Origin of the sequence: Paracoccus sp. SCN 68-21 (assembly GCF_001724535.1) — a bacterium.
Classification (GTDB): Bacteria; Pseudomonadota; Alphaproteobacteria; order Rhodobacterales; family Rhodobacteraceae; genus Paracoccus; species Paracoccus hibiscisoli.
On record NZ_MEES01000010.1, the window covers coordinates 1 to 25,590 of the forward strand.

A 25,590-nucleotide genomic window follows, 5' to 3' on the forward strand; every position below is an offset into this window, starting at 1 on the left:
GTCGTCTCGTCATGGTCATCTCCTCGCTCGCAGCATCATGCTGCTGTTGCGCGGAAAATCCACTTATCCCGGCTGTTCGGTTTTCCCGAGCCACCTCAGCCCCCATATAGCGCAACCGTATCGGGCCAGCGGGGTCGTGGTCATTCATGGGTCTTGAAGCGCCAGCTCTCGTTGCCGGTTTCGACGATGTCGCAGTGATGGGTCAAGAGGTGGCTCGGCTGATCTGAACAGGTTACGGGCGTTGATCTGGTTCGGATGGACGTCGAACGCCTGCGCAAGCTCGATCAAGGTCTTCTCGACCTTGATCGCCGCCACCGCCACTTTCGCCTTGAATGCCGGGCTGTGATTCTGGCGTAGGCGTCTTGCCATGGTCTTTTTCTCACTTGCAGCATCATGCCGCTGTTGCGGGAAAAATCCACTTCTCCCGGCTGCTCAGATTTCCGGAACCACCTCTCAAAGCGTAAAATCAATGGCTCTCGTGCCTAAGCCTGAAACCAAAAATATCGGAACCTAATATTAACCGGCAAGGGGCAGTCACGGCCGCACGACCTCGGCTTCATAGCCGGCAGATGCGGCGATCAGCTGCGTGGTGTAGGGGGTCGAGCCCTGGCCATGTCGCAGGCGGGCGGCGGGCAGGATCTCGACGATGCGGCCTTGCTGCATGACTGCCAGGCGGTCGCACATATGGGCGATCACCGACAGGTCATGGCTGACCATCAGATAAGTCAGCCCATGTTCCTCGCGCAGGTCGGACAGCAGGTTCAGGATCTCTGCCTGGACGCTCACATCCAGCGCGCTGGTGGGCTCGTCCAGCAGCAGCAGGCGCGGTTCAGCGGCCAGCGCGCGGGCGATCGCCACGCGCTGTCGTTGCCCGCCGGACAGTTGGTGCGGATAGCGAAACCGGAAGCCCCGGCCCAGGCCCACGTCATCCAGCAGCGTGACGATGCGCTGGTCGATCCGGTCCATGCCCTGCAGGTGCAGCGTCTCCGCCAGGACAGCATCCACGGAATGGCGCGGGTGCAGGCTGGCATAGGGGTCCTGGAACACCATCTGGACAGTGCGAAAGAACGCCCGGTCACGGCGATCGGCGCGCTGGTCGCGGCCGTCGACCGTGATGCGACCCGACCAGCCGGGGATCAGCCCGGCGATGGCGCGCAGGATCGTGGACTTGCCCGATCCGCTTTCGCCCACCAGACCGAAGCTCTCTCCCGGTGCCACGTCAAAGGATGCGGAGTGGACGGCGGTCACCCGGTCCGGGGCCTGTCCGAACCAAACGCTCAGATCGGCGACGCTCAGCATGTCAAACTTCCCTCCAGCTGTCCTGGCGTTCCAGCACCGGCAGGCGGTCCACCGGCGCATCCAGCCGCGGCAGGCTGTTCAGCAGCCCGCGGGTATAAGGGTGCTGCGCCCGGTGCAGATCGCGCGCAGGCAGCGTTTCCACCACGCGGCCCGCATACATGATCAGCACCCGGTCGCAGAACTGTGCGACCAGGTTCAGGTCGTGGCTGATGAAGATCAGCCCCATGCCCCGGTCGCGCACCAGCCGGTCCATGATGTGCAGGACCTCGGTCCGGACCGACACGTCCAGCGCGCTTGTGGGTTCGTCCGCGATCAGGATCTGGGGGTCGGGGGCCAGCATCATGGCGATCATGATGCGCTGGCCCATGCCGCCCGATACCTGATGGGGATAGCTGTCCATGACGCGTTCCGGGTCGCGGATCTGCACGGCCTCCAGCATCTGCAGCGCCTTGGCGCGGGCGGCGGCACGGGGCGCGCGGGCGTGCAGGCGATAGGCCTCGATGATCTGCTGGCCCACGGTCATCACCGGGTTCAAGCTGAATTTGGGGTCCTGCATGACCATGCTGATGCGCCCGCCGCGAATGGCACGCATCTGGCGGTCGGGCAGGTTCAGGATGGACTGGCCCTCCAGCTCCATCCGGGCGGCCTCGACCCGGCCGGGCGGGCGGACCAGGCCCAGGATCGCGCGGCCGGTCATGGACTTGCCCGACCCGCTTTCGCCCACGACGCCAAGGCGTTCGCGGCCCAGGTCGAAATCGATGCCGCGCACGGCCTGAAACTCGCCCTGCCGGGTCGGGAAGGTGACGCGCAGGTCGCGCACGGACAGAAGGGGTTCGGTCACGACTTGTCTCCCTTGGGGTCCAGCACGTCGCGCAGCCCGTCGCCCAGCAGGTTGAAGGCCATCGACACCAGGAAGATCGCGATGCCCGGCATGGCGGCGACCCACCAGAAGTCCAGGATATAGCCTCGCCCGTCGCTGATCATCGCGCCCCATTCGGGCAGCGGCGGCTGTGCACCCAAGCCCAAAAAGCCCAGACCCGCCGCCGACAGGATGATCCCCGCCATGTCAAGCGCCACCCGAACGATCAGGGACGACAGGCACAGCGGCCAGATGTGGCGGATCAGCAGGCGCAGCCGCCCCGCCCCCTGCAGACGCGCGGCGGCGATGAAATCGGCGTTGCGGATGGTCAGCGTCTCGGCCCGGGCCAGGCGGGCATAGGGCGGCCAGGCGGTCAGCGCCAGGGCCAGTACCGCGTTGCCGATGCTGGGCCCCAGGGCCGCGACAAAGGCCAGCGCCAGGATCAGCTTGGGGAAGGCCAGAAAGATGTCGGTCACCCGCATCAGAACCTGGTCCACCCAGCCCCCGGCGAACCCCGCGACCGTGCCGATCAGCAACCCGATGACCGGCGCGATCAGCGCGACCGTGCCCACGATGAACAGCGTGATGCGCGACCCGTGGATCAGCCGGGACAGGATGTCGCGCCCCAACGCGTCGGTGCCCAGCCAATGCGCGGCCGATGGCGGCTGCAGCCGGTTGGCCAGGTTCTGCGCATAGGGGTTCTGCGGTGAGATCCACGGCGCCAGGATCGCCATGCCGATCAGCACCACCAGCACGATCAGCCCGACCATCGCCAGCCTGTTCGCGCGAAAGGTCAGCCAGCCCTGATAGATCGCGCCAAGCCGTGCCTGGCGGCGGGTCTGCGGCGTGTCCGACAGCAGCCAGTCGCGCCGGCTCTCTCGGGGGTGGGGCACGGCGCTCATTTGGACCTCGGGTCAAGGAAACGGTACAGCATGTCGCTGAACAGGTTCAGCAGGACAAAGCAGACGCCCACGACCACCGTGCCGCCCAGCACCGCGTTCATGTCGCCCGACAGCAACCCGCGGGTGATATAGCTGCCTAGGCCCGGCCAGCTGAAGATGATCTCGGTCAGGACCGATCCCTCCAGCAGCGACCCAAAGGACAGCGCGATGACGGTGACCAGCGGGATCGCGATGTTGCGAAACGCGTGGCCCCAGATGACCGCCCGTTCGGACAGGCCCTTGACGCGGGCGGTGGTGATGTATTCTGCCGACAGCTGCTCCAGCATGAAGCTGCGCGTCATGCGGCTGATATAGGCCAGCGAGTAATACCCCAGCAGGCTGGCCGGCAGAATGATATGCGAGAACGCGTCGCGGAACGCGGCCCAGTCCCGCGCCAGCAGGCTGTCCACCAGGATCATGCCGGTCACGTTCGGCACCATCCCGTCATACAGGATCCCCTGTCGTCCCGGTCCGCCCACCCAGCCCAGCATGCCGTAAAAGACCAGCAGCCCCATCAGCCCTAGCCAGAAGATCGGCATCGAATAGCCGACCAGCGCCACGACCCGCGCGACCTGGTCGATGATGCCGCCCCGCCGCGCTGCCGCGATCACGCCCAGGGGCACGCCGATCGCGACGCCGATGAAGGTGCCCAGGGCCGCCAGCTCGAACGTCGCGGGAAAGACGCGGGCGATGTCCTGCGCCACGGGCTGCCCGGTGGAGATCGACCGCCCGAAATCGCCGCGCAGCACGTCGCCCACATAGGACAGGAACTGCACGATCAGCGGCTGGTCCAGCCCCATCGCGATATAGGCGGCATCGTATTGCGCCTGGGTGGCGCGGTCGCCCACGACCTTCAGCACCGGGTCGATCGGCATGACCCGCCCGATGACAAAGGTGACCAGCAGCAGGCCCAAAAGGGTCAGTGCCAGCGACAGGACGGTGCCCGCCACGCTGCGCGCGCGCCTGCGGGTCAGGGCGTGGCGCCGCGACGGTTGGGTCGCGGCGCCGGTCGGATCGGTCAGGGCCATTTATTCGCCCTTCGTCACCTGACGATACATGACCGACGAAATCGCCCCGCCGCTCCACCAGTTCTGGACGCCGTCGCGCAGGCCGACCTGTTCGATGCGCTGGAACAGCGGGACGATCGGCGCCTCGGCCTGGTACTGGCGCTGGATGTCCTGATACAGCGCGGCGCGGGCGTCGGCATCCTGTTCCAGGGTGGCGGCGACGGTGGCCTCGTTCATCTCGGCCGGGACCTCATAGGCGTTGCGCCAGGCCAGCAGGCCCACGGCAGCGGCCTCGTCGCTGTTGTCGGGGTTGAACGCGAAGGTCGCGGCATTGGTGTTCGGGTCGGAATAATCCGGGCCCCATTCGCCCAGGAAAATCGGCACCTCGCGCGCGCGATAGGCGTCCAGCACCTGCGCGCCGGTCATCTGTTCGATGTTCAGCGTCAGGCCGACCTGGGCCATCGACGCCTGCAGGGTCTGCGCCACGTCGATATATTCGCGCAGGTCGCGCACGCGGGTGGTGATGGTGCCGCCCTCAATCCCGGCATCGGTCAGGATCTGGCGCGCCTTTTCGATGTCATAGGTCCAAGGCTGCTCCTCCAGCACGCCCAGATAGCCCAGGGGCAGGAAGGTCTGATGCGTGACGAACTGGCCCTTCAGGAAGCTGCCGGTGATGCCCTCATAGTCGACCAGATGCTTCATGGCCTCGATGACGGCGGGGTTGGACAGCAGCTCGTCCTTCTGGTTCAGGCCCATGTACAGGATGCGGCCGCGCGGTTCGTCCTGAACGCTGACACCCTCGACCGTCGCCACGGATTCCACGTCAGTGGGCGTCAGGTTACGCGCCACGTCGATGTCGCCCTGCTCCAGCAGCAGCCGCTGCGCGCTGGATTCCGACACGTTGCGCACGATCACGCGCTTCATCTCCGGGGCGCCCTGCCAATACTCCTCATAGGCGGTCAGCTGCACCTGCTCGTTCGGGCGCCAGGCGGCCAGGACATAGGCGCCAGAGCCCGCCTCGTTCGTGGACAGCCAGGCATTGCCCAGGTCGCCATCGACCTCGTTGGCCATGACCGTCTCCATGTCAACGACGCTGGCGATGTTCGCGGTCAGGCAGTTCAGCACAAAGGACGGCGCATAGGGCTGATCCAGCGTCAGCGTCAGGGTGTTGCCGTCGGCGGTGATCATCTGGTCGACGTTGTCGGCGGTGAAGCCGAACTGGGTCAGGATGAAGGCCGGGGTCTTGTCCAGCTTGACCGCGCGCTGCAGCGACCAGGCCGCGTCGGCGGCGCGCAGCGGGTTGCCGGAATGAAAGGTGACGTCCTCGCGCAGGGTGAAGGTGATGGACAGCCCGTCCTCGGACACCTCCCACGCGGTCGCAAGGCTGGGCTGGAATCCCGCATCCGGGTCAAGCGGGTCGAAATCGACCAGCCGGTCATAGGTGTTGTTGTTGACGTCATTGCCCGCGAACTCAAAGCTTTGGGCCGGGTCCAGGCTGATGATGTCGTCGATGGTATGGGCTACCACCAACGTGTCCGCGGGCGTTTCCGCCCAGGCCGCAGGGCCGAGGGCAAGTGCGGAGGCCAGCAGCAGGGCGCGCGTGGTCAGATGAAATGTCATGTGGATCTTCCCCGTCGTTGAGTGGTCCCCGCCTTGATGCAGGGTTGCACAACGTGCAGCCTGACGCAGCGACGCAACGCTTGCAAGCCCCACCGTGGCAGGCCGGGCCCCGTTGCGGGTCCGGGGCCGCGACTGCCCATGAAACGACCGGCATCGTCCGCGGATGTCCGGCTCAGCCGGTGCGGGCCTCTCCGCCAGGTGGCGGGGCGGGGGCGGGGGCGTGGCTGCCATCAGGCGCGCACTGGCTGCGACCGCGGGCGTCGGGTTCGGCGGTCATGGCCTGTCCGCTGACCCGGTTCCGCCCGGCCAGCTTGCTGCGATACAGCATCCGGTCGGCCCCGGTCAGCCAGAAGCCATTGTCGCTGCCCATGTCGCAGCGCCCCGAGGCGACGCCGATGCTGACCGTGACCACCGGCGCCACCTGCGACGCCCGATGCGCGATGCCCAGGGCCTGGACGCCTGCGCGCATCGCCTCGGCGACGCTCAGGGCGCCGTCCAGGTCGGTGCCGGGCAGGATGCAGGCGAACTCCTCTCCTCCATAGCGCGCGCACAGGTCGCCGGACCGCCGCACGCATTGCGCCAGGCTGGCCGACACCGCCTGCAGGCAGCGGTCGCCCTCGGGGTGGCCATAGCTGTCGTTGAACCCCTTGAAGTGGTCGATATCCAGCATCAACACCGCGATCAGCCCGCCCTCGCGCGCCTGCCGGTGCAGCTCCGCCTGCAGGCGCCGTTCCAGCATGCGCCGGTTGCCCAGACCGGTCAGCGGATCGCGCAGCGCCTGTTCGGTCAGCTGATCGCGCATGCGCTTCATCTGGACGTGGTTGCGCACCCGCCGAAGCAAGGTGGCGGGGCGGATCGGCTTGGTCACATAGTCGATGGCACCGACCGCCAGGCCGCGCAGCTCTGCCTCGTCATCGCCCAGGGCGGTGGCAAAGATCACCGGCACGTCGCACAGCAGCGGATCGGCCTTGAAGATCCGGCACAGCTGATAGCCATCCATGCCGGGCATCACGACATCCAGCAGGATCAGGTCGGGCCGGGCGGCATGGGCCACCTGGATCGCCTGTTCGGCCGACAGGGCAAAGCAGATCTCGTAGTCGTCCTCCAGCACAGCCGAGACGATCTCGATATTGGCAGGCTCGTCGTCGATGACCAGAATGGTCGGGCGATCGTCCATGATCAGAACCTCGGCTGTCGGTGGTCGGAGGGAAGGGTGTCCAGAAGCGCATCTGCCGCCGCGTAGTCCAGGCGCAGCAGCGCCTGCCGCAGCGGGTGGTCACCTCGCAATGCCGGGTCCAGCTGCAGCGCCTCGGCCAGGGCGTCAAAGGCGCCGCGCGCGGCCATGCTGCGGCGGCGCACCTGATCGTGCAGCTGGCTGCGCAGCTGTCCCAGCAGGGCGGGGTCTGCGGGGGCCTGCGCCTGCGCCTGCGGCGGCGCGGTGGGGGCGGCAGGCTGGGACAGGCTGTCCGCAGCCGCGATCGCGGGCCACAGCGCAGCATCCAGCGTGTCCAGCATCGGGTCCAGCGCCTGTCCGCCCGGCTGCGCCAAGGCAGCCTCGATCCGGCCGGCCAGCGTCGCGACGTCGGGCAGTTCCAGCGACGCGGCCACGCCCTTGAGCGTGTGGGCGGCGCGATGCGCGTCCTCGGTCCGGCCTCCGGCGACCAGACGGCGGATCTGCGCCACCGCATCCCGGTTTCCGTGGGCAAAGGACAGGATCAGCCGCCGCAGAAGCGCGCGCTTGCCGTTTACCCGCATCAGGGCTGCCGGGATGTCAAAGGGCGGCAGCATGTCGGGCAGCGCGCCATCCGCCGCGATGGGGGCGGGCGCCACCGGCGGCAGGGGCGCGACGCGCGCCGGGCGGATATGGCGTGCCAGTACCGTCACCAGCTGCACCGGGTCCACGGGCTTGGTCAGGTGGTCGCACATCCCCGCCTCCAGGCAGGCCTGCCGTTCGGAATCATAGGCATGGGCGGTCAGCGCGATGATGGGCAGGTCCTGCGGGCTGTGCGTCCGGCGGATGCGACGGGTGGCGGTCAGGCCGTCCATCTCGGGCATCTGCATGTCCATCAGCACGGCGCCGTAATCGACGGTGCCCGCCTCGATCATCTGACAGGCGATCAGCCCGTTTTCGGCACACTCGATCTGCAGGCCTGCATCCGCCAGCAGGGCCACAGCGATCTCTCGGTTGATCGGGTTGTCCTCGACCAGCAGGACGTGGCGGCCTGCCAGGACCTGCGGCGGGGCCTCGGTCGCGGGCATGTCGACCACGCTGGCCGCCAGATGCCGCTCGGCCAGGCCCGGCAGCTGACGCAGCGCGTCCATCAGGCTGCGTGCATTGATCGGCTTGGCCAGGAACAGGTCGATCCGCTCTCCTGCAGCCTCGTGCATGACCGCATCGACGCCGTGCGCGGTCATCACCATCGCCGCCGGTGCGCGCCGAAGGCCCATGCTGCGCAGGGCGCGCAGCGTCTGCAGCCCGTCCATGTCCGGCATCTTCCAGTCCAGGATCAGCAGGTCGTATCCCGATCCGCGTTGATCGGCCGCGCTGATCATGTCCAGGGCGGCCCTCCCAGAGGCGGCCACGGTAACGCGCATCTGCCAGCGGGCAAAGGCCTCCTCCAGCATCTTCAGCGCGATGGGGCTATCATCGGTGATCAGAATGCGCAGCGCGCGAATGGCGGTGCAGGGCAGGGCGCTGTCGGCCAGCACCGCGTCGCCCACGGCCAGCGGCACGGAAAAGGTGAAGGTGCTGCCCTGATCCGGGGTGCTGTCGGCGCGGATCCAGCCGTCCATCTGCTCGACGATCTGGCGGCAGATCGCCAGCCCCAGCCCGGTGCCCCCGAACCGCCGTGTGGTCGAGCTGTCGGCCTGGGTGAAGGGCGTGAACAGCCGCGCCATCTGGTCGGGCGTCATGCCGATGCCGCAATCGCGCAGCGAAACCTCGATTTGGGCGGTGTCACCGTCGCGCTGGGCCAGGCGGGCGGACAGGACGATCTCTCCGTCGCGGCTGAACTTGGTGGCGTTGCTCAGCAGGTTCAGCAGCACCTGGTTCAGGCGCAGCTCGTCGCCGACCACCACCTCGGGCAGGTCCGGGGCCAGCTCCTGGCGCAGGGTCAGGTTGCGCGCGGCCATGGTCTCGGCCACCAGCTGGACCTGGCAGGACAGGGCGGATCGCAGATCGAAGGGGCGGCTCTCCAGCGTTAGCGCCCCGGCCTCGTTCTTGGAGAAATCCAGCAGGTCGTTGATCAGCCGCAGCAGGACGCCGCCCGCCGTGCTGATCCTGCTGACATGTTCGCGCTGGCGCGGCTCCAGCGGGGTGCGCTGGACCAGATGGCAGAACCCCAGGATCGCGTTGATGGGGGTGCGGATCTCGTGGCTCATATTGGCCAGGAACATGCTCTTGGTGCGGTTGGCCTCCTCGGCCTCGCGGGTGCGCTCCTCCAGGGCGGCGCTTTTCGCGACGATCTCGTCGCTCATCCGGCCGATGCGGTCAAAGGACTGCACCACCTTGTCGCTGACCCAGATCAAGACGATCGTCTGGAACGCCACGATGGCGCCGTGCAGCAGCACCCGCCCCAGATCGCCATCGGACGAAAAGACCGCACCGGGCAGCACATAGAACAGCACCAGATGATGCACGGTGATCGCCGCCGCGCTGATCATCAGCGCGGCCCGGTCGAACCAGGCCAGGCTCAGCGCCAGCACCGCATAGAAGTACATGTGCATGTCCATCTGCCAAGCATGCCCCTCAAAGACCAGCAGGAACAGCGCGGGCTCGGCCACCAGCACGACGGCGGCGATGTTGCGGGTGACCGGCGCGGTCCGTTTCCAGTGCCATGTCAGTTGATAGATCGCGGCCAGGACTGCCGCCGCCGTCATCGCGACCAGCGGCGACATGCTGCCCACCCACCGCGCCGCCAGCCCGATGACCGGCACATGCGCCCAAAGCAGCGTGACCAGCATCCGGCCATAGCGGGCGCGCAGCGCATTCAGTTCGACGTTCATGCCGCCCCCCCTCTGGCCGGGGCGGCACAGCCCAGGTTGCCCGGCGCGGCAAGGACGCCCCAGGCCCCCGCGTGGCGCATCCGGTCGGGGAAATCAGGCTGGTCGGACAGGGTCAGGACCGCGCCCGGCAGCCAGCCAAAGGCCATGACCCCGCCGCCCGCGCGATAGACCATGTCCATGACCACCGCGTCGGGCAGTCCGGGCCGCGTCAGGACCAGATACTGACCGGTGGCACCGCCGCGCATCAGCGCATGGCCCGACAGCGCCGCCAGCCCCACCAGCGCCAGCACCAAAGCCGGAAGAAAGGCCAGGACGCCATCGCGCGGGCGACCTTGCGCCGCCTTGTCCGTCATCGCCGTGATTCTGGGTGCCATCCTGCCCTGTCCCATCTGCAAGGCCCCAGATTAGCCACGCGGATGCCGCCCGTCCCGCGACCGGTCAAATGCAAGAATATCCAGTTTGATCTGTTTGGCGGTTGCGGGGACGTTCCGGGGGGTCAGAGCCCCAGACGGTCGCGCAGCCCGAACCAGGCCATGCCCGCCACCAGCAGCGGCTTGCGCAGGGCCGCGCCGCCCGGAAAGGGTCGCGTGGGGACGGCGGCCATCGCGTCGAACCGGTCGGCCTGGCCTGCCACGGCCTCGGCCATCAGCCGTCCCGCCAGGGTGGCCATCGCCACGCCGTGCCCGGAATAGCCGCTGGCCGACAGGCAATTCGGCGCCGGACGGGTGAAACAGGGCATGCGGTTCATGGTGATCGCCAGGGTCCCACCCCAGGCATGGGTCAGGGGCACGTCGCGCAGCTGCGGATAGACGGACAGCAGGTGCGGGCGCACCACCGCCGCGATGTCGCGCGGAAAGCGATAGGTCACCGTCTCTCCGCCGCCAAAGACCAGCCGCCGTTCATCGTCCAGCCGCCAATAGTTCACCACGAATTTCGTGTCCGCCGCCGCGATGCGGTCCGGCAGGATCTCGGGGTGGTCGTCCAGCGGCGGGGTCGTGACGATATAGTTGTTGATGGGCATCACCCGCGCGGCGACGCCCCGGTCCAGATCGCCCAGATAGCCGTTGCAGGCCAGAATGACGTGATCAGCCCGCAGAACGCCCTGATCGGTGCGGATGGTGCTGGGCGCGCCATGGGTCAGGCCGGTGACCTGGCTGCGTTCATGGATCACCGCGCCCGCATCGCGCGCCAGCCGCGCCATGCCAAGCGTGAGAGCCAGCGGATGCACATGCCCCGCCCCCCGGTCCAGATCGCCGCCGACATAGGCCGTGCTGCCAAGCGCCGCCGCCAGCGCGTCGCGGTCCAGGGACGCGACCTGCCCGTAGTCGTAATGGCGCGCCAGGTGGTCGGCCATGTGGCGGGCGTGGTCGACCTCGGCCGCCGTGCGGCAGGCATGGGCGATGCCGTCGCGGACCGGAACACCGGCCTCGGCGGCGATATCGCGGACGGCGGTCTTGGCCTCCTCGGCCAGATCCCACAGGCGGCGGGCCATGTCGCGGCCCAGCTTCGCCTCCAGCCAGTCGACCTCCTGGCGCTGGCCGGACCCGATCTGGCCGCCGTTGCGGCCCGATGCGCCGAAACCCACGCGCTGCGCCTCCAGCACCGTCACCGACAGGCCGCGCCGCGCCAGATGCAGCGCCGCCGACAGGCCGGTGTAGCCCGCGCCGATCACCGCCACATCCGCCCGCGCCTCGCCCTGCAGGGGCGGCAGGTCGGGCTGCGGCCCGCACTGGGCGGCATAGAGGCTGGGCGGATAGGCGCCGGGCCGGTCGTTCAGGTGCAGCAGGTTCATACGTTCAGCAGCAGATGTTCGCGTTCCCACGGGCTGATGACCTGCAGGAACTCTTTGTATTCGTTGCGCTTGACGGATTCATAGACGGCGGTGAACTCCTCTCCCAGAACGCCGCGCATGGCCTCATTGTCCATCATCAGGTCCAGCGCGTCGCCCAGGTTATAGGGCAGTTCGTCCCGCGACATATAGGCGTCGCCCAGACATTCGGCGCGCGGATTCTCTGCCTCCAAGAGGCCCAGATAGCCGCAGGCCAGCGACGCCGCGATGCCCAGATAAGGGTTGCAGTCCATCCCCGCCAGCCGGTTCTCCAGCCGCCGCGCCTCGGGTCCCGAGATCGGCACGCGCAGGCCGGTGGTGCGGTTGTCGCGCCCCCATTCCAGATTGATGGGCGCCGCGAAATCCGGGACATAGCGGCGATAGCTGTTCACATAGGGCGCCAGCAGGGCGATGGCCGCGGGCAGGTGCTTTTGCATCCCGGCGATGAAATGCAGGAAGGCCGGGGTCTCGCGCCCTTTGTCGTCGGAAAAGATGTTCTGGCCGGTCTCGATGTCGGTGATCGAGTGGTGGATGTGCATCGCGCTGCCCGGCTCGCCCTCGATGGGCTTGGCCATGAAGGTCGCGAAACAGTCGTGGCGCAGCGCGGCCTCGCGGATCAGCCGCTTAAAGTAGAAGATCTCGTCGGCCAGGGCCACGGGGTCGCCGTGGTTCAGGTTGATCTCGACCTGGCCCGCGCCGCCCTCCTGCAGGATGCCGTCGATCTCGAAGCCCTGCGCCTCGGCGAAATCATAGATGTCGTCGATGACCTTGCCGTACTCATCCACCGCCGACATGGAATAGGCCTGTTTCGCCGCGGCGCGCCGCCCCGTGCGGCCCATCGGCGGGATGATCGGCTGGTTCGGGTCGATGTTCCGGGCGACCAGAAAGAACTCCATCTCGGGGGCGACGACCGGGTTCCAGCCCTTGTCGCGATACAGCTGCACCACGCGTTTCAGCACGTTGCGCGGCGCGATGGGCATGGGGTTGCCCTGCTGATCGGTCGCGTCATGGATGACCTGGATGGTCCAGTCCGCCGTCCAGGGCGCGGCGGTGGCGGTGGAATAGTCCGGCACCATCACCATGTCGGGTTCGGTGAACGCCCCCGAAGGGTTGTCGGCCCATTCCCCGGTGATCGTCTGCAGAAAGATCGAATTTGGCAGATAGAACTGGTTCTGGCGCGCGAATTTCGACGCGGGCATCGCCTTGCCACGGGCCACGCCCGCGATGTCGGCGACGATGCATTCGACCTCATCCAGGCGGCGCCCGGCCATGAAGTCGCGTGCGGCCTGGGGCAGCTTTTCGGTCCAGTCGCTCATGCGGCACCTTTGTCCGGTCGCGCCAAGGCGCGGGGTTGCTTGAAGAAGGCCTCGATCCGCTCGGCCAGCAGGGATGCGCCATCGGCCTGCCCCATGCGGGCCGAGGCCGCCGCCAGCAGGTCGTCGGGCACGACCCCTTTGGCGCGGGTGTCCATCAGCCCCTGGATGAAGGCGTCGCCGAATTCCGGATGCGCCTGCACGGTAAACGCCCGGTCGCCATAGATCAGCGCGGCATTCTCGCAGAACGCGTTGCGGCCCGCGACCTGCGCACTGGGCGGCAGGGCCACGACCTGATCCTGGTGCCAGGCGTTCAGCGTGACGAGCTGGCCGCCGAAATCGTAATCCTGCGCGCCCACGGCCCATCCGCCGGGATGCTTGACCACGGTGCCGCCCAGGGCCTGGGCGATGATCTGGTGACCGAAACAGATGCCGACCATCGGCACGCCCGCGTCATGGGCGCGGCGGATGAAATCCTCCAGCGGCGGGATGAAGGCGTGATCCTCGTACGCGCCGTGGCGCGAACCGGTCAGCAGCCAGCCGTCGGCGTCGTGGATATCGTCGGGAAACGCCATCCCCTCGACATGCCAGGTGGTGAAGTCGAAGCCGCGCTCGTCCAGCAGGCGCATGAACATGTCGGGATAGTCGCCCAGATCACGCTTCAGCTGCGCCGGCGACTGGCCGCATTGAAGGATGCCGATCCGCATGAAAAACCTTGATGTTGCTTGTGACCAAAGCCTAGTCGCCCCGCAGGGGGGGCCGCAAGGGGGGCGTTTGCGGCTTTTGGCGGTCTGGCCGGACCGCCCCGCAGGCGTTAGGCTGCGCCCAAACGGAAAGGATGCCCCATGCCCCATCAGCGCCCCGAAATCGACCCCGAGGGCCTCGACGAATTCTCGGTCGTGTTCACCGACCGGTCCCTGAACCACATGTCCAAACGCTTTCAGCAGGTGATGCGCGACCTGTCGACGGGCCTGTGCGAGGTCTATGGCGCGGCGCAGGTGGTGATCGTGCCGGGCGGCGGCAGCTACGGCATGGAATCGGTCGCCCGCCAGTTCGGCCGCGACGCGCATGCGCTGATCGTGCGGAACGGCTGGTTCAGCTATCGCTGGAGCCAGATCTTCGACGCGGGCGCCTTTGCGCGCGAGGTGACGGTGGTCAAGGCCCGCCCCCAGGGCAACACACCCCAGCCCGCCTATGCGCCACCCCCTATCGACGAGGTCGTAGCCCGCATCCGCGAGACGCGCCCCGATGCGGTCTTCGCGCCGCATGTGGAGACTTCGGCCGGGCTGATCCTGCCCGACGACTATATCACCGCGCTGGCCGATGCCGCGCATGAGGTCGGCGCCCTGATGGTGCTGGACTGCATCGCGTCGGGCGCGATCTGGGTCGACATGCAGGCCACGGGCGTGGACGTGCTGATCTCGGCCCCGCAAAAGGGCTGGTCGGCATCGCCTGCCGCGGGTCTGGTGATGCTGTCTGACCGCGCCGCCGAACGGCTGGAGGCGACCGCCAGCGACAGCTTTGCGCTGGACCTGAAGAAATGGCGCGCGATCATGCAGGCCTATCTGGATGGCGGCCACGCCTATCACGCGACCATGCCGACCGACGCCCTGCTGGGCCTGCGCGACGCGATGGAGGAGACGCGCGCGATGGGTTTTGCCGCCGCCCGCGACGCGCAATGGCGGCTGGGCCGCGCGGTCCGGGACGATCTGGCCGCACGCGGCATCCGGTCGGTCGCCGCCGAGGGGTTCCAGGCGCCCGGCGTCGTGGTCAGCTATACCGACGACCCCGAGGTCAAGTCGGGCAAGGCGTTTGCCGCCCTCGGCACCCAGATCGCGGCGGGCGTGCCGCTGGCCATCGACGAGGGGGCCGATTTCTCGACCTTCCGCATCGGGCTGTTCGGGCTGGACAAGCTGCGCGATGTCGAGGGCACGATGGCACGGCTGTCGCCGGTGCTGGACCAGGTGCTGCGCTGACCCTTTGACGTGCACGTCATGGCGGGCTACTGCGCGGGACACGTCTTCCCGAACAGGACCATGCCATGACGCTGACGATCGATCTGGAAAGCCCGCTGGACGCGGATCTTGACCTGCTGTTCCAGCGCCACACCGCCGAGATGCATGCCGACACGCCCCCCGAATCGATCCACATGATGCCCAAGGAGGGGCTGGCCGACCCCGCCATCGCCTTTTTCGTCGTGCGCGATGCGGGCCGTCCCGTCGCCATGGGTGCGCTGAAGGACCTGGGCGAGGGGCATGCCGAGCTGAAATCCATGCATGTGCTGACCGAACAGCGCGGGCGGGGCGTGTCGCGGATGCTGCTGCGCCATCTGCTGGATCAGGCGCGGCTGGCGGGCCATCGGCGGCTGTCGCTGGAGACGGGCGTGCAGCCTGGTTTCATCGCCGCACGCGGTCTCTATGCGCGTGAGGGGTTCACTGAATGCCCGCCTTTCGGTCAGTATCGCGCCGACCCTAACTCGGTGTTCATGACTCTGATGCTATAGCGCCTCACAAGGCCGATTGACTGGTGTGCGATGCGCGCTAAGGCTGACGGTGACTGCGGTCGCGTGACGGTTATCGAGGTGTTGCATGGGTTACGAATGGGCGTTCATCGCCAACTGGTTGATCTTTGGCGGGCTGACGATGCTTTATGTCGACCCGTTCGACATGTTCAGCAGCGACGATGACGATGACCGCGCGGATGATGACGGCCGCGACCCCGGCATCACCCGCATCGGCACCGATGCCGACGAGGTCATCGAGGGGACCGAGCGTGACGACATCCTGTCCGGCATGGCGGGCAACGACCGGCTGATCGGCCTGGGGGGCGATGACGCGCTGGCCGGCAATACCGGCCGCGACACGCTGGAGGGCGGCGACGGCAATGACACGCTGGCGGGCGGCGGCGGCACCGATGTGCTGCTAGGCGGGGCGGGCGATGACATCATCAGTGTCGACCGCCTGGACCGCGAGGCCATCTGGACCCGCGGCGGCGCCGAGACGCTGTCGGGCGGCGAGGGCAACGATTTCCTGTTCTTCACCCCCGACGACATCGCTGATGGCGGCAGCGGGCAGGACAGCTTCAACCTGATCCTGACGCCCGAGGGTGGGCCCGCCACCATTTCGGATTTCGATCCGGCCGATGATCAGCTGACGCTTTATGCCGAATTCGACCCCGAGAACCCGCCGCTGATCACCGTGCGCTTTAACGAGGCCAGCCAGACCACCCAAGTTCTGCTGGGCGACCGCCAGACGCTGGTGTTGAACGGCAACTTCACCGCCGAACAGCTGGCCGTGCGCCTGCTGACGCAGGAACAGCTGCCGTTCTAGGCCGCAGGGCCCGATATTGCGCAGGGTCGGGTGACGCGCTATCAGGGGAATCACGGTCCCGTAGCTCAACTGGATAGAGCACCTGACTTCTAATCAGGATGTTGGGCGTTCGAGTCGTCCCGGGATCGCCATCCATCCACCGTCTATTCCGGGGGCAGCCCCATCCGGCGCAGCACCTGCTGGCGGATCTGGGCCGAGCGGCGGTCGGGAATACCCAACAGGCCCGCGACCAGCCGGATCAGGCTGTCCTCGTCCTGGCCGCGGCGGGTATCGGCATAGGCGACCGCCCACAGCCCGGCCAGCACGTCGCAGCGGTCCTCCAGCGCGATCCGGTCCTTGATCTGGCGGGTAAAGCGGACGGTGTCGCTGGCCTCGGCCTCCAGCACCTCGGCCTGCAGGCGGCGGGTGGCGGCCTGATCGGCGGACAGGCCGCGGCGCGACAGCACGCGTTCGATCCGCTTGCGTTCTTCATCGTCGTAATGATCGTCGGCGCGGGCCACGCGCACCAGCAGGGCGGCAATCGCCAGCTCGGCGTCGTCGCTGTCGATGGGCGTGGGGGTGTCGCCCATCAGGCGGGACAGAAGATCCATGAACATCCTGCCACCATGCCCGCCCCGCGCACAGGGGTCTAGCCGGGCCATCCCTCGACGATGATCACATCTGCGGCAGAGACCGGCTCGCGCAGCGCGCGGGCCGCCTGATACCCGGCGCTGTGATAGCAGTCCTGCGCGGCCTGCAGGGACGGAAATTCGATCACCACGCTGCGGGGGCGGGACTTCCCCTCGACCACCTGCTGCGCGCCGCCGCGCACCAGAAACCGGGCGCCATATTGCGCAAAGGGCGCGGCATTGGCGGCGCGATAGGCCTCGTAGGCGTCGGGATCGTCGATCGTCACATGGGCGATCCAATAGGCCTTGGTCATCAGTCCTCCGGGATGGCGATGCGCCCCTGCGCCACCGGGACCGCACGCCCCGACACGCAGACCTGCGCCAGACTGCCGCCCCGCACCGTGATGCGCAAGCCCAACCGCGCGGGGCGCCCCATCTCGATTCCCTGGCGCAGGGACAGGCGGGTCTCTCCCTCGGGCAGGACGCCTGCGGCCAGCAGGGGGGCGGCCAGCGTGGCAGTGGCGGACCCGGTGGCGGGGTCTTCTGGGACGCCATTGGCGGGGGCGAACATGCGCGCGCGGAACCCGGTGTCGGGGGGCAGGTCGGGGTCGGGCGCATAGCAATAGACCTTGCCGGGGCCTGCACTCAGCGCTTCGAAGGCGGCACCATGCGGACGGGCCTGCGCCAGCGCCGCAACATCGCGCAGCGGCACCATGACAAAGCCAGGCCCGGCCTGCGCCAGCATCGGGCGGTGGCGGTCAAAGCCCACCTGCGCCCCGTCCAGCCCCAGCCCGGCGGCCGCGATGGCACGGTCCACCGCCGCGCCGCATTCCGGCAGCACGGGAGCCGCGAATTCCGCAAGCCCGTCGCGGATGGTCACCGGGACCGGCCCGGCCTCCTCCTCCAGGACCAGATCGCCGTCACGGGGCGACAGGTGCAGCGCGCAGCCGATGGTCGGATGGCCCGCAAAGGGGATCTCTGCCAAGGGCAGGAAGATCCGCACCCGCGCGGCATGGGCCGGGTCGCGGGGTGCCATGACAAAGATGGTCTCGGACAGGTTGAACTGGCGCGCGATGGTCTGCATCTGCCGCCCGCTCAGCGCGTCCGCGCCCATCACCACCGCCAGCGGATTGCCGGAAAACGCCTGGTCGGTGAACACGTCATAGACATGGAATTCCAGCATCACGCCCCCGCATCAGTATTTCTGCGGGACATACAGCTCGCGCGGGACCACGTCACGTTCGTAATCGGGGTTGAACACGCGGTCGGGCAGGGTGATCTGTTCGTGATCGACCTCTCCGTAGGGGATCAGGCCCAGCAGGTGGTCGATGCAGTTCAGCCGCGCGCGCCGCTTGTCGTTGCCGGGCACGATGTACCAGGGCGCCTCGGGGATGTTGGTGCGCTCGAACATGTCCTCTTTGGCCTTGGTATAGGCCTCCCACCGGATGCGGGACTGAAGGTCCATGGGCGACAGCTTCCACTGTTTCAGCGGGTCGTGGATGCGCATCTGGAACCGCATCTGCTGCTCCTCATCGGTGATCGAGAACCAGTATTTCACCAGCCGGATGCCCGAGCGCACCAGCATCCGTTCGAATTCCGGCACATCCTGAAAGAATTGCTCGACCTGGTCCTCGGTCGCGAAGCCCATCACGCGTTCGACGCCGGCGCGGTTGTACCAGCTGCGGTCGAACAGCACGATCTCTCCGCCGGCGGGCAGGTGCGGGACGTAGCGCTGGAAATACCATTGCGTCTTTTCGCGATCCGACGGCGCGGGCAGGGCCACGACGCGGGCCACGCGGGGGTTCAGCCGCTGGGTGATGCGCTTGATCGCGCCGCCCTTGCCTGCCGAATCGCGGCCTTCGAACAGCACAACGACGCGTTCGTTGTTGTGGCTGACCCAGTCCTGCAGGCGGATCAGTTCGGATTGCAGGCGCAGCAGCTCGCGGAAATAGACCCCGCGGTCCAGCTGGTCGGGATGGTGGCTGCGATAGATGCGGCGAATCTCGGCCGAGAGGACGGCGTCCTCCAACTCCAGCTCGATCTCCTCGTCCAGGGTCTCCTGCAGCTCGGCTTCCAGCCAGTCCTTGTAGTCGTTCATCTGCGTCTCCGAATGGGCTTGCTGCGGTCTAGGGCGGGATTGTGACGGCCCGATGTCAGCGTGAGAATTGGCGCGCGCAATCGGGCGTCACGGCCAGCACCATGCCGCCGTTGCGCAGCCCGTCCACCGTGCCGCACCACGCGCCCTGCACCGTGAACAGGCTGCGCGTGCCCCGCGCCGGGCGATAGGCGATGCGCCGCCCCGTCAGGTCGAACAGGTTCAGCACGCCCGCTGCATTGGGCGCGTAATAGCCCACCACCGATCCGTCGGCGGTGAAGATCACCCGCCCCTCGTTCACGCGGTCGGTGGGGCGGTTGCCGGGGGTGGTCGCGGCATTGGCGGTGTTGCCGGCGGAATTCCACGCCGCATGGGGGGCGTTGCCCGGGCGGGCCGGGTTGTTGGCCGGATGCCCCGGCCCCAGGTCAAAGGGCAACTGCGTGCGGTCCAGCACCACCAGCGGCGCGTCAGCCAGGGCCGCAGGCGCGGCCAGCATCAGCAGGATCAGGGCAAGTCGGGTCATGGGGCGCATCCTTTGCCCGCCATCATGCCCGCAGGCCCGGCGGCACGCCAGTGCCCGCTGCACGGTTGCGCCGGGCCGTGGCGCGGCCTAAGCCCGGGGGTGCGGCAGATGCCGCCAGCCGCAAAGGGGCGATGCCATGGCCGATGATGATTATGTCTATGACGAGGCCAGCGGCGAATGGCGCCCCGCCGCCGACATCGCCGCTGAGGCCGCAGCCGCGGGCATCGTGCGCGACAGCGCGGGCACGGCCCTGGCCGATGGCGACCAGGTCGTCGTCATCAAGGACCTCAAGGTCAAGGGCAGCAGCAGCGTGATCAAGCAGGGCACCGTGATCCGGTCGATCCGCCTTACCGCCGACCCCGCCGAGGTCGATTGCCGCCATGACAGCATCCGCGGCCTGGTGTTGCGGACCGAGTTCCTGCGCAAGCGCTAGTCCAGCAGCGCCGCCGTCAGCCGGTCCCACTCCGTGCGATTGCCCGGCACCCCAAGCCGCAACCAGTGGTCGGAATAGGGAAACCGCCGCGTCCAGATGTGGGCGCGCGCCAGGCGGTCCTGTTCGGCCACAGCGTCCGGGGTGTCGTACAGGCGGAACAGATGCGTGCCGCCCAGGGGCCGCCACCCCGCCTGGGCGGCCAGGCGGTCCAGGTTCAGGCTGGCCTCGCTGTGATAGGTGACGGTCTGGTCGGCCCAAGACCGGTCGGCCATGGCGGCGGTCGCGATCTCCAGCGCGGGGCCGCCGACCGACCAGGGACCCGCCGCTTCGCGCAGCCGCGCCAGCAGGTCGGGCGCGGCCAGCACAAAGCCAAGGCGCAGGCCGGCCAGCCCCCAGAACTTGCCGAAACTGCGTAGCACGATGACATTGTCCGGCAGGTCCGGGGCCAGCGACAGGTCCGGGCGTGGGTCGGCAAAGCTCTCGTCCACGATCAGCCGGCCGACGCGTTGCGCCAGGGCGCGCAGCCGCGCGGGCGTCCATTCGCGCCCGTCGGGGTTGTTGGGGTTCACGACGACGGCCAGATCGGCCCCCTCCATCGCTGTCAGGTCGGGGGCGGGGGTGACCTGCCATCCGGCGGCGATCAGGCTGGCGGCATGTTCATTATAGCTGGGCGTGATCACCGCCGCGCGGCCGGCAGGCAGCAGGCGCGGCAGCAGCTGGATCGCGGCGGTGGCCCCCGCCACCGGCAGCACCCGGTCGGGCGCGCAGCCGAACCACGCCGCCGCCACCCGCACCAACGCATCTGACGCAGCCTGCGTCGGCAGGGCGCGCCATGCGGCCTCGGACAGCGGGGGCACGGGCCAGGGCTGGCGGTTGATGCCGGTGGACAGGTCGATCCAGTCGCCCGCGCCGAATCGGGCCTGCGCCGCGTCCAGATTGCCGCCGTGATCGCGTGCCATGCGTCCCCCCTCGATGATCCCGCCCCTGCTAGGCCAGCCGCGCCCCCCGCGCAATCGCCCGAAGGCTTTCGCGTGGCGGCACCGTGTGCGCGGTGCCAGACCGCTGGTCGTCAGTCCGAATGCGGACAACGACCGGACACTGCTGATCTTTGGCGATTCGTTCTTTCGGATGCTGCTGCCGGACCTGTCACGGTACTGGCGCCGGATCGTGTTCTGCCGCACGCAGTTCTTTCACGCCGAGATGGTCGCCGCGGTCGCGCCGGATGACATCCTGGTCGGGCTGGCCGAACGCTATTTCGCCAGCACCCGCCCCGATGCCGAGCGTCCGCATTTCCTGGCCTATCCGCTGATGCTGGGCCGGGCGATGGCGCCCGATCCTGACTTTCCCGCGCTGTGGGACCAACTCATCGACCGGCGGCGCTTGGCGATGGGCTGAAGGCGTTTCGCGCTTTACACGACCTGCAAGAACGACCACGATATGTGGTAAGCGGCGTGGCTGCCGACGCCCGGTGTTGTGTGGCCACCCCGTATCCCATGCCGGAGGCAGGCCATGACGCAGACCGATTCCTTCATCGCCAGCGACGACATCCACCCCATCGACATCGTCGAGGCCGTGGCCACCCATCATGACTGGGATTTCGACCGCCTGGCCGACGACCAGATCGCCATGGTGGTCGAGGGCCAGTGGCGCAGCTATTCGCTGACGCTGGCGTGGTCCGCGCGCGACGAGGTGCTGCGCCTGATCTGCACCTTTGATCTGGACCCGCCCGCCGCGCGCCTGCCCGCCCTGTATGAGGTGCTGAACTTGGCCAACGATCACGTCTGGGACGGCGGCTTTGCCTTCTGGGCACCGCAGCGGCTGATGGCCTGGCGATACGGGCTGGTCCTGGCGGGCGATGCGATCGCGCTGCCCGAACAGGTGGACCGGATGATCGGGGCGGCGCTGGCCGCCTGCGAACGCTTTTATCCCTCGTTCCAGCTGGCGGGATGGGGGGACACCACCCCCGCCGCCGCGCTGGAGATTGCGCTGGGCGAAACCTACGGACGGGCCTGACATGACGCAATTTCACGATATCAACCGGCGCGGCCTGGTCCTGGTGGGCTGTGGCCGCATGGGCGGCGCGATGCTGCAGGGCTGGCTGGCGCAGGGGCTGGAGCCCGGCGCGGTGACGGTGCTGGACCCGAACCTGGCGCCCGAATGGCAGGACCGGGGCCTGCGGGTGAATGCGGACCTGCCCGCCGATCCGGCGGTGGTGGTGCTGGCGGTCAAGCCGCAGATGATGGGCGACGCCTTGGCCGCGATGCCGGACCTGTCGGGCAGCCTGGTGATCTCGGTCGCGGCGGGCACGACCATCGCGACCTTCGAGGCGGCGTTTCCCGGCGCGCCCGTCATCCGCGTCATGCCGAACACGCCCGCAGCCATCGGGCAGGGCATCTCGGCGATGATCGGCAACGGTGCCGCCACGTCCGCGCATCTGGACCTGGCCGAGACGCTGATGCGCGCCGTGGGCCGCGTCGTCCGGCTGGAGCATGAGGATCAGATGGATGCCGTCACCGGCCTGTCGGGCAGCGGCCCGGCCTATGTGTTCCACCTGATCGAGGCGATGGCCGCCGCGGGCGAGGCGCAGGGCCTGTCGCCCCAGCTGTCGCTGGAGCTGGCCCGCGCCACCGTGGCCGGGGCGGGCGCACTGGCCGTCCATGCCGATGAGGACCCGGCCGTTCTGCGCCGCAACGTGACCTCGCCCAATGGGACCACGGCGGCGGGGCTGGCGGTGCTGATGGACGCCGATCACGGCCTGCCGCCGCTGATGGTGCGCACCGTCGCCGCCGCCACCGAACGCGGGCGTGAGTTGGGGCGCGCATGATCACCTTTGACGATTTCCTCAAGGTCGATATCCGCGTGGGCACGATCACCCGCGCCGAACCCTTCCCCGAGGCGCGCAAGCCCGCGATCAAGCTGTGGGTCGATCTGGGCGATCTGGGAGAGCGGCGGTCCTCGGCCCAGATCACCCGGCACTACGCCCCCGAGACGCTGGTGGGTACGCAGGTCCTGTGTGTGGTGAACTTTCCGCCGCGCCAGATCGGTCCGGTGATGTCCGAGGTGCTGGTCCTGGGCGTCCCTGACCCCGACGATCAGGTCGTGCTGATCCGCCCGGACCAGCCGGTCCCCAATGGCGGGAGGCTCTATTGAAGGTCCTGGTCACCCGGCCCTTGACCGACCGCGCCACGGCCGCCATCCGCGCGGCTTGCGACGCGACGTTTCGCGACACCAACACACCCCTGACCGCCGACCAGGCGGCCCAGGCCATGCGCGATCACGACGCGATCATCCCGACCCTGGGCGACGCCTTCACGGCGGAGGTGTTCCGCGGCGATCTGCGCTGTCGCCTGCTGGCCAATTTCGGCGCGGGCTTCAACCATATCGACGTGGCGGCGGCGCGGGCGGCTGGCGTGGCGGTCACCAACACGCCCGATGTCGTGACCGATGCCACGGCAGACATTGCGCTGACGCTGATGCTGATGACGCTGCGCCGCGCGTCCGAAGGCGAACGCATCCTGCGCGCGGGGGAATGGACCGGCTGGAACCCTACCCAGCTGCTGGGGGCAGAGATGACGGGCCGCACCGTCGGCATCGTCGGCATGGGCCGCATCGGCCAGGCCATCGCGCGGCGCTGTCACCACGGGTTCGGGATGGAGGTCGTGTTCTTCAACCGCTCGACCGTGACGGGGCTGGATCATCCGGCGCGCCAGATCGCGAGGCTGGGCGACATGCTGGCGGCCTGCGACGTGGCGGTGGTGGCGGTGCCGGGGGGTGCGGAGACGCGCGGCCTGATCGGGGCGGACGAACTGCGCGCCCTCGGGCCGCGGGGCGTGCTGGTCAATATCGCGCGCGGCGATGTGGTCGATGAGGAGGCGCTGATCGCGGCGCTGACTACGGGCACCATCGCCGGGGCCGGGCTGGACGTCTATGCCCGGGAGCCGCATGTGCCGCAGGCGCTGCTGGCGGCGCCGAACGCCACGCTGCTGCCGCATCTGGGCACCGCCACCGATGATACGCGCACCCGCATGGGCCTTCGCGCGCTGGCCAACCTGCAGGCCTTCATCGACGGCACCGACCTGCCGGATGCCGTGGGATAGGAACCCCAGGGCGCCCCGGACGTTGGCCTTCCATAGGAACTTCTGCAAAGGAGACGGACATGAACTGGGATATCATCCAAGGCAAGTGGAAGCAGCTCAAGGGCGCGACCAAGGTCAAATGGGGCGAGCTGACCGACGACGAGCTGGATCAGATCGACGGCAACAAGGACAAGCTGGCCGGCAAGCTGCAGGAAAAATACGGCTGGACCAAGGACGAGGCGGACAAGCAGATCGACGAATATTATCGCGACAAGTAAGGCCCGTTTTCTTGGCCTGCGGACAGGGCGCCCTATGCGGGTGCCCTTTTTGCTGCGCGGGCGCTTGAACGCCGCCGCCGGGCGGGGCACCACGGGGGCGCACCCCGTGCCGGAGCCCGTGCCATGTTCTATGCCTATGCCCTTCGCGATGGCCGTCTGGCCCTGCAAGAGGCCGATCACGACCTGTCGCAGGCGCTGTGGATCGACCTGATCCAGCCGGGCGACGCCGAGATGGCGCGCCTGCGGGATCTGGGCGTGCCCCTGCCGACCCTGGCCGAGATGGAGGAGATCGAGCTGTCGAACCGCCTCTATCGCGAGGATGGGCTGGATTATATGACCGCCGTCCTGCCCGGAGAGAACGGGGCTGGGTACCGCGTGTCGATGCCGGTCACCTCCATCCTGTCGGGCGCGCGGCTGGTCACGGTCCGGCACCATTCGCCGCGCCCCTTCCTGACCTTTCCGGCGCGGGCCGAGCGGTCGACCCTGGGCTGCACCAGCCCCGACCGCCTGTTCTCGGGGCTGATCGAGGAGATCATCGCCCGGCTGGCCGACATCCTGGAGGGGGTGGGCCGCACGCTGGACCAGACCACCGCCGACATCTTTCAGCGCAGGGCCGTGGGGGCGGCGTCCGACCGCCTGCAGGCCGCGCTGCAATCGGTGGGCCGCGAGGCCGAGACGATGGCCCGCGTCCGCCTGGCCCTGCTGACGGTCGAGCGGATCCTGGCGTTTCACACCGCCATTCTGGACGACCGCCCCGAGGCCGACCGCCTGCGCCCGGTGATCCGCGCCCAGATGCGCGACGTCCAGGCGCTGGAGGAGCATGGCGATTTCCTGGGCAGCCGCGTCAGCCTGGCGGTGGACACGACCCTGGGCATGATCAACCTGCAGCAGAACAACACCGTCCGCATCCTGTCGGTCATCGCCGCGCTGTTCCTGCCGCCTACGCTGATCGCCAGTGTCTACGGGATGAACTTCACCAACATGCCAGAGCTGGACGAGCCATGGGGCTATGCCTTTGCGCTGGTGCTGATGGGAGCCACGACGATGGGGACATGGCTGTTCCTGCGCTGGAAACGCTGGCTTTAAAGTCGGTCGATCAGGTCCAGCATCGCGGGGGGCATCTGTCCCTCGGACAGGGTGATGCTGTGCGGGCCGGTCGCATCGGTCACGGTGATCGCATAGCGCATGCGGTCCGCGCAGTCGGGGCAGGGGGTCGCCGCCATCCGCGCCAGCGCATCCGGTCCGAAGGCCGCACAGAGGTCGCGGGCTAGGGCCGCGGGCTGGGCGTCGGTGTCGATGCGGCGCGGGGGGGCGGCGATGATGCCCCCAAAGCCGCCATGGCTGCGGATCTCGATGATCATGGTGGCAGGATAGGC

The 25,590-nt window shown here is 68.3% G+C and carries 29 protein-coding genes, 1 tRNA gene and 1 pseudogene; 12 read left to right on the top strand and 19 right to left on the bottom strand.

Annotated features, from left to right (window positions below; genetic code table 11):
- Positions 1-243: 243 nt before the first annotated feature.
- The 12 genes and pseudogenes from ABS73_RS05100 to ABS73_RS05155 form a co-directional block, all read right to left on the bottom strand.
- Positions 244-369 (bottom strand): annotated as a pseudogene (locus ABS73_RS05100) (IS3 family transposase); the annotation flags it as partial.
- A gap of 165 nt (positions 370-534) precedes the next feature.
- Complete coding sequence (locus ABS73_RS05105) at positions 535-1,299, bottom strand: ABC transporter ATP-binding protein (protein ID WP_277020898.1); 765 nt, start codon at positions 1,297-1,299, stop codon at positions 535-537.
- Position 1,300: 1 nt separating this feature from the next.
- Positions 1,301-2,140, bottom strand: a complete 840-nt coding sequence (locus ABS73_RS05110; RefSeq protein ID WP_277020896.1) for an ABC transporter ATP-binding protein — start codon at positions 2,138-2,140, stop codon at positions 1,301-1,303.
- Positions 2,137-3,060, bottom strand: a complete 924-nt coding sequence (gene nikC / locus ABS73_RS05115; RefSeq protein WP_277020893.1) for a nickel transporter permease — start codon at positions 3,058-3,060, stop codon at positions 2,137-2,139. The genes ABS73_RS05110 and nikC overlap by 4 nt, the downstream gene beginning before the upstream one ends.
- Positions 3,057-4,127 carry an ABC transporter permease gene (locus ABS73_RS05120; protein WP_423805173.1) on the bottom strand — a complete coding sequence of 357 codons (1,071 nt, stop codon included), beginning with the start codon at positions 4,125-4,127 and terminating at the stop codon, positions 3,057-3,059. Before ABS73_RS05120 ends, nikC begins: the two co-directional genes overlap by 4 nt.
- The gene (locus ABS73_RS05125; RefSeq protein ID WP_277020891.1) at positions 4,128-5,726 is read right to left on the bottom strand and encodes an ABC transporter substrate-binding protein; all 1,599 of its coding nucleotides are present in this window, start codon (positions 5,724-5,726) and stop codon (positions 4,128-4,130) included. It lies immediately after the preceding gene.
- 172 nt (positions 5,727-5,898) lie between these two features.
- Positions 5,899-6,903 carry a GGDEF domain-containing protein gene (locus ABS73_RS05130; protein ID WP_277020888.1) on the bottom strand — a complete coding sequence of 335 codons (1,005 nt, stop codon included), beginning with the start codon at positions 6,901-6,903 and terminating at the stop codon, positions 5,899-5,901.
- 2 nt (positions 6,904-6,905) lie between these two features.
- Positions 6,906-9,731 (bottom strand): response regulator, encoded by a 2,826-nt coding sequence (locus ABS73_RS05135; protein ID WP_277020884.1) that lies wholly within the window; start codon positions 9,729-9,731, stop codon positions 6,906-6,908.
- Positions 9,728-10,105, bottom strand: coding sequence for a hypothetical protein (locus ABS73_RS05140; protein ID WP_277020882.1), 378 nt, complete (start codon positions 10,103-10,105; stop codon positions 9,728-9,730). Before ABS73_RS05140 ends, ABS73_RS05135 begins: the two co-directional genes overlap by 4 nt.
- 122 nt (positions 10,106-10,227) lie before the next feature.
- Positions 10,228-11,523 carry an NAD(P)/FAD-dependent oxidoreductase gene (locus ABS73_RS05145; RefSeq protein WP_277020879.1) on the bottom strand — a complete coding sequence of 432 codons (1,296 nt, stop codon included), beginning with the start codon at positions 11,521-11,523 and terminating at the stop codon, positions 10,228-10,230.
- Positions 11,520-12,875, bottom strand: coding sequence for a glutamine synthetase family protein (locus tag ABS73_RS05150; protein WP_277020876.1), 1,356 nt, complete (start codon positions 12,873-12,875; stop codon positions 11,520-11,522). The genes ABS73_RS05145 and ABS73_RS05150 overlap by 4 nt, the downstream gene beginning before the upstream one ends.
- Positions 12,872-13,579: a type 1 glutamine amidotransferase gene (locus ABS73_RS05155; RefSeq protein WP_277020874.1), complete on the bottom strand. Its 708-nt coding sequence runs from the start codon at positions 13,577-13,579 to the stop codon at positions 12,872-12,874. The genes ABS73_RS05150 and ABS73_RS05155 overlap by 4 nt, the downstream gene beginning before the upstream one ends.
- A 138-nt stretch (positions 13,580-13,717) precedes the next feature.
- Here ABS73_RS05155 and ABS73_RS05160 point away from each other — a divergent pair, with 138 nt between their 5' ends.
- The 4 genes from ABS73_RS05160 (at position 13,718) to ABS73_RS05175 (ending at position 16,332) form a co-directional block, all read left to right on the top strand.
- Positions 13,718-14,848: an aminotransferase class V-fold PLP-dependent enzyme gene (locus ABS73_RS05160; RefSeq protein WP_277020872.1), complete on the top strand. Its 1,131-nt coding sequence runs from the start codon at positions 13,718-13,720 to the stop codon at positions 14,846-14,848.
- A 65-nt stretch (positions 14,849-14,913) separates the two neighbouring features.
- Positions 14,914-15,375 (top strand): GNAT family N-acetyltransferase, encoded by a 462-nt coding sequence (locus ABS73_RS05165; RefSeq protein WP_338118591.1) that lies wholly within the window; start codon positions 14,914-14,916, stop codon positions 15,373-15,375.
- Positions 15,376-15,460: 85 nt separating this feature from the next.
- Positions 15,461-16,201 carry a calcium-binding protein gene (locus ABS73_RS05170; protein ID WP_277020869.1) on the top strand — a complete coding sequence of 247 codons (741 nt, stop codon included), beginning with the start codon at positions 15,461-15,463 and terminating at the stop codon, positions 16,199-16,201.
- A gap of 54 nt (positions 16,202-16,255) precedes the next feature.
- A tRNA-Arg gene (locus ABS73_RS05175) sits at positions 16,256-16,332 on the top strand.
- A 12-nt stretch (positions 16,333-16,344) separates the two neighbouring features.
- Here the strand turns inward: ABS73_RS05175 and ABS73_RS05180 are convergent.
- The 5 genes from ABS73_RS05180 to ABS73_RS05200 are packed head-to-tail and all read right to left on the bottom strand — an operon-like array spanning position 16,345 to position 19,427.
- Complete coding sequence (locus ABS73_RS05180) at positions 16,345-16,797, bottom strand: tellurite resistance TerB family protein (RefSeq protein ID WP_277020868.1); 453 nt, start codon at positions 16,795-16,797, stop codon at positions 16,345-16,347.
- 32 nt (positions 16,798-16,829) lie between these two features.
- Complete coding sequence (locus ABS73_RS05185; protein WP_277020865.1) at positions 16,830-17,123, bottom strand: DUF1330 domain-containing protein; 294 nt, start codon at positions 17,121-17,123, stop codon at positions 16,830-16,832.
- Positions 17,123-17,992 carry a PhzF family phenazine biosynthesis protein gene (locus ABS73_RS05190; protein ID WP_277020862.1) on the bottom strand — a complete coding sequence of 290 codons (870 nt, stop codon included), beginning with the start codon at positions 17,990-17,992 and terminating at the stop codon, positions 17,123-17,125. The genes ABS73_RS05185 and ABS73_RS05190 overlap by 1 nt, the downstream gene beginning before the upstream one ends.
- 12 nt (positions 17,993-18,004) lie before the next feature.
- Positions 18,005-18,907, bottom strand: coding sequence for a polyphosphate kinase 2 (gene ppk2, locus ABS73_RS05195; RefSeq protein WP_136856738.1), 903 nt, complete (start codon positions 18,905-18,907; stop codon positions 18,005-18,007).
- 55 nt (positions 18,908-18,962) lie between these two features.
- Positions 18,963-19,427 (bottom strand): hypothetical protein, encoded by a 465-nt coding sequence (locus ABS73_RS05200; protein ID WP_277020858.1) that lies wholly within the window; start codon positions 19,425-19,427, stop codon positions 18,963-18,965.
- 136 nt (positions 19,428-19,563) lie between these two features.
- Between ABS73_RS05200 and ABS73_RS05205 the strand changes: the two genes are divergently transcribed.
- Positions 19,564-19,860 (top strand): alkylphosphonate utilization protein, encoded by a 297-nt coding sequence (locus ABS73_RS05205; RefSeq protein WP_277020856.1) that lies wholly within the window; start codon positions 19,564-19,566, stop codon positions 19,858-19,860.
- Here the strand turns inward: ABS73_RS05205 and cobD are convergent.
- Positions 19,857-20,819, bottom strand: coding sequence for a threonine-phosphate decarboxylase CobD (gene cobD, locus ABS73_RS05210; RefSeq protein ID WP_277020855.1), 963 nt, complete (start codon positions 20,817-20,819; stop codon positions 19,857-19,859). The two genes, ABS73_RS05205 and cobD, sit on opposite strands and share 4 nt — an antisense overlap.
- Before the next feature lie 85 nt (positions 20,820-20,904).
- Here cobD and ABS73_RS05215 point away from each other — a divergent pair, with 85 nt between their 5' ends.
- The 7 genes from ABS73_RS05215 to ABS73_RS05245 all read left to right on the top strand — a co-directional run bounded on the left by ABS73_RS05215 (position 20,905) and on the right by ABS73_RS05245 (position 25,300).
- Positions 20,905-21,255 carry an alginate O-acetyltransferase AlgX-related protein gene (locus tag ABS73_RS05215; RefSeq protein WP_277020853.1) on the top strand — a complete coding sequence of 117 codons (351 nt, stop codon included), beginning with the start codon at positions 20,905-20,907 and terminating at the stop codon, positions 21,253-21,255.
- A gap of 114 nt (positions 21,256-21,369) precedes the next feature.
- The gene (locus ABS73_RS05220) at positions 21,370-21,873 is read left to right on the top strand and encodes a type III secretion system chaperone family protein (RefSeq protein ID WP_277020850.1); all 504 of its coding nucleotides are present in this window, start codon (positions 21,370-21,372) and stop codon (positions 21,871-21,873) included.
- Position 21,874: 1 nt separating this feature from the next.
- Positions 21,875-22,684 (top strand): pyrroline-5-carboxylate reductase, encoded by an 810-nt coding sequence (gene proC / locus ABS73_RS05225; protein WP_277020849.1) that lies wholly within the window; start codon positions 21,875-21,877, stop codon positions 22,682-22,684.
- Complete coding sequence (locus ABS73_RS05230; RefSeq protein ID WP_277020847.1) at positions 22,681-23,010, top strand: tRNA-binding protein; 330 nt, start codon at positions 22,681-22,683, stop codon at positions 23,008-23,010. Before proC ends, ABS73_RS05230 begins: the two co-directional genes overlap by 4 nt.
- On the top strand, positions 23,007-23,957 hold the full coding sequence (locus ABS73_RS05235; RefSeq protein WP_277020845.1) for a 2-hydroxyacid dehydrogenase: 951 nt from the start codon (positions 23,007-23,009) through the stop codon (positions 23,955-23,957). The genes ABS73_RS05230 and ABS73_RS05235 overlap by 4 nt, the downstream gene beginning before the upstream one ends.
- A gap of 59 nt (positions 23,958-24,016) precedes the next feature.
- Entirely contained in the window at positions 24,017-24,214 is a 198-nt protein-coding gene (locus ABS73_RS05240; protein WP_136856729.1) for a CsbD family protein, read from the top strand.
- A gap of 123 nt (positions 24,215-24,337) precedes the next feature.
- Positions 24,338-25,300 carry a magnesium transporter CorA family protein gene (locus ABS73_RS05245; protein ID WP_277020842.1) on the top strand — a complete coding sequence of 321 codons (963 nt, stop codon included), beginning with the start codon at positions 24,338-24,340 and terminating at the stop codon, positions 25,298-25,300.
- On the opposite strand, the gene ABS73_RS05250 is transcribed toward ABS73_RS05245, so the two are convergent.
- On the bottom strand, positions 25,297-25,575 hold the full coding sequence (locus tag ABS73_RS05250; protein WP_277020839.1) for a protealysin inhibitor emfourin: 279 nt from the start codon (positions 25,573-25,575) through the stop codon (positions 25,297-25,299). The genes ABS73_RS05245 and ABS73_RS05250 overlap by 4 nt on opposite strands.
- Between the last annotated feature and the right edge of the window lie 15 nt (positions 25,576-25,590).

What these genes read in the sequence shown, in the direction of transcription:
- ABS73_RS05250 (WP_277020839.1), bottom strand. Translation starts at nt 25,575, where the DNA reads ATGATCATCGAGATCCGCAGCCATGGCGGCTTTGGGGGCATCATCGCC.
- ppk2 (WP_136856738.1), bottom strand. Translation starts at nt 18,907, where the DNA reads ATGAACGACTACAAGGACTGGCTGGAAGCCGAGCTGCAGGAGACCCTG.
- ABS73_RS05200 (WP_277020858.1), bottom strand. Translation starts at nt 19,427, where the DNA reads ATGACCCGACTTGCCCTGATCCTGCTGATGCTGGCCGCGCCTGCGGCC.
- nikC (WP_277020893.1), bottom strand. Translation starts at nt 3,060, where the DNA reads ATGAGCGCCGTGCCCCACCCCCGAGAGAGCCGGCGCGACTGGCTGCTG.
- ABS73_RS05155 (WP_277020874.1), bottom strand. Translation starts at nt 13,579, where the DNA reads ATGCGGATCGGCATCCTTCAATGCGGCCAGTCGCCGGCGCAGCTGAAG.
- cobD (WP_277020855.1), bottom strand. Translation starts at nt 20,819, where the DNA reads ATGGCACGCGATCACGGCGGCAATCTGGACGCGGCGCAGGCCCGATTC.
- ABS73_RS05240 (WP_136856729.1), top strand. Translation starts at nt 24,017, where the DNA reads ATGAACTGGGATATCATCCAAGGCAAGTGGAAGCAGCTCAAGGGCGCG.
- ABS73_RS05170 (WP_277020869.1), top strand. Translation starts at nt 15,461, where the DNA reads ATGGGTTACGAATGGGCGTTCATCGCCAACTGGTTGATCTTTGGCGGG.
- ABS73_RS05135 (WP_277020884.1), bottom strand. Translation starts at nt 9,731, where the DNA reads ATGAACGTCGAACTGAATGCGCTGCGCGCCCGCTATGGCCGGATGCTG.
- ABS73_RS05190 (WP_277020862.1), bottom strand. Translation starts at nt 17,992, where the DNA reads ATGCTGGAATTCCATGTCTATGACGTGTTCACCGACCAGGCGTTTTCC.
- ABS73_RS05140 (WP_277020882.1), bottom strand. Translation starts at nt 10,105, where the DNA reads ATGGCACCCAGAATCACGGCGATGACGGACAAGGCGGCGCAAGGTCGC.
- ABS73_RS05185 (WP_277020865.1), bottom strand. Translation starts at nt 17,123, where the DNA reads ATGACCAAGGCCTATTGGATCGCCCATGTGACGATCGACGATCCCGAC.
- ABS73_RS05105 (WP_277020898.1), bottom strand. Translation starts at nt 1,299, where the DNA reads ATGCTGAGCGTCGCCGATCTGAGCGTTTGGTTCGGACAGGCCCCGGAC.
- ABS73_RS05120 (WP_423805173.1), bottom strand. Translation starts at nt 4,127, where the DNA reads ATGGCCCTGACCGATCCGACCGGCGCCGCGACCCAACCGTCGCGGCGC.
- ABS73_RS05165 (WP_338118591.1), top strand. Translation starts at nt 14,914, where the DNA reads ATGACGCTGACGATCGATCTGGAAAGCCCGCTGGACGCGGATCTTGAC.
- ABS73_RS05130 (WP_277020888.1), bottom strand. Translation starts at nt 6,903, where the DNA reads ATGGACGATCGCCCGACCATTCTGGTCATCGACGACGAGCCTGCCAAT.
- ABS73_RS05220 (WP_277020850.1), top strand. Translation starts at nt 21,370, where the DNA reads ATGACGCAGACCGATTCCTTCATCGCCAGCGACGACATCCACCCCATC.
- ABS73_RS05230 (WP_277020847.1), top strand. Translation starts at nt 22,681, where the DNA reads ATGATCACCTTTGACGATTTCCTCAAGGTCGATATCCGCGTGGGCACG.
- ABS73_RS05180 (WP_277020868.1), bottom strand. Translation starts at nt 16,797, where the DNA reads ATGTTCATGGATCTTCTGTCCCGCCTGATGGGCGACACCCCCACGCCC.
- ABS73_RS05125 (WP_277020891.1), bottom strand. Translation starts at nt 5,726, where the DNA reads ATGACATTTCATCTGACCACGCGCGCCCTGCTGCTGGCCTCCGCACTT.
- ABS73_RS05205 (WP_277020856.1), top strand. Translation starts at nt 19,564, where the DNA reads ATGGCCGATGATGATTATGTCTATGACGAGGCCAGCGGCGAATGGCGC.
- ABS73_RS05245 (WP_277020842.1), top strand. Translation starts at nt 24,338, where the DNA reads ATGTTCTATGCCTATGCCCTTCGCGATGGCCGTCTGGCCCTGCAAGAG.
- ABS73_RS05145 (WP_277020879.1), bottom strand. Translation starts at nt 11,523, where the DNA reads ATGAACCTGCTGCACCTGAACGACCGGCCCGGCGCCTATCCGCCCAGC.
- ABS73_RS05160 (WP_277020872.1), top strand. Translation starts at nt 13,718, where the DNA reads ATGCCCCATCAGCGCCCCGAAATCGACCCCGAGGGCCTCGACGAATTC.
- ABS73_RS05150 (WP_277020876.1), bottom strand. Translation starts at nt 12,875, where the DNA reads ATGAGCGACTGGACCGAAAAGCTGCCCCAGGCCGCACGCGACTTCATG.
- proC (WP_277020849.1), top strand. Translation starts at nt 21,875, where the DNA reads ATGACGCAATTTCACGATATCAACCGGCGCGGCCTGGTCCTGGTGGGC.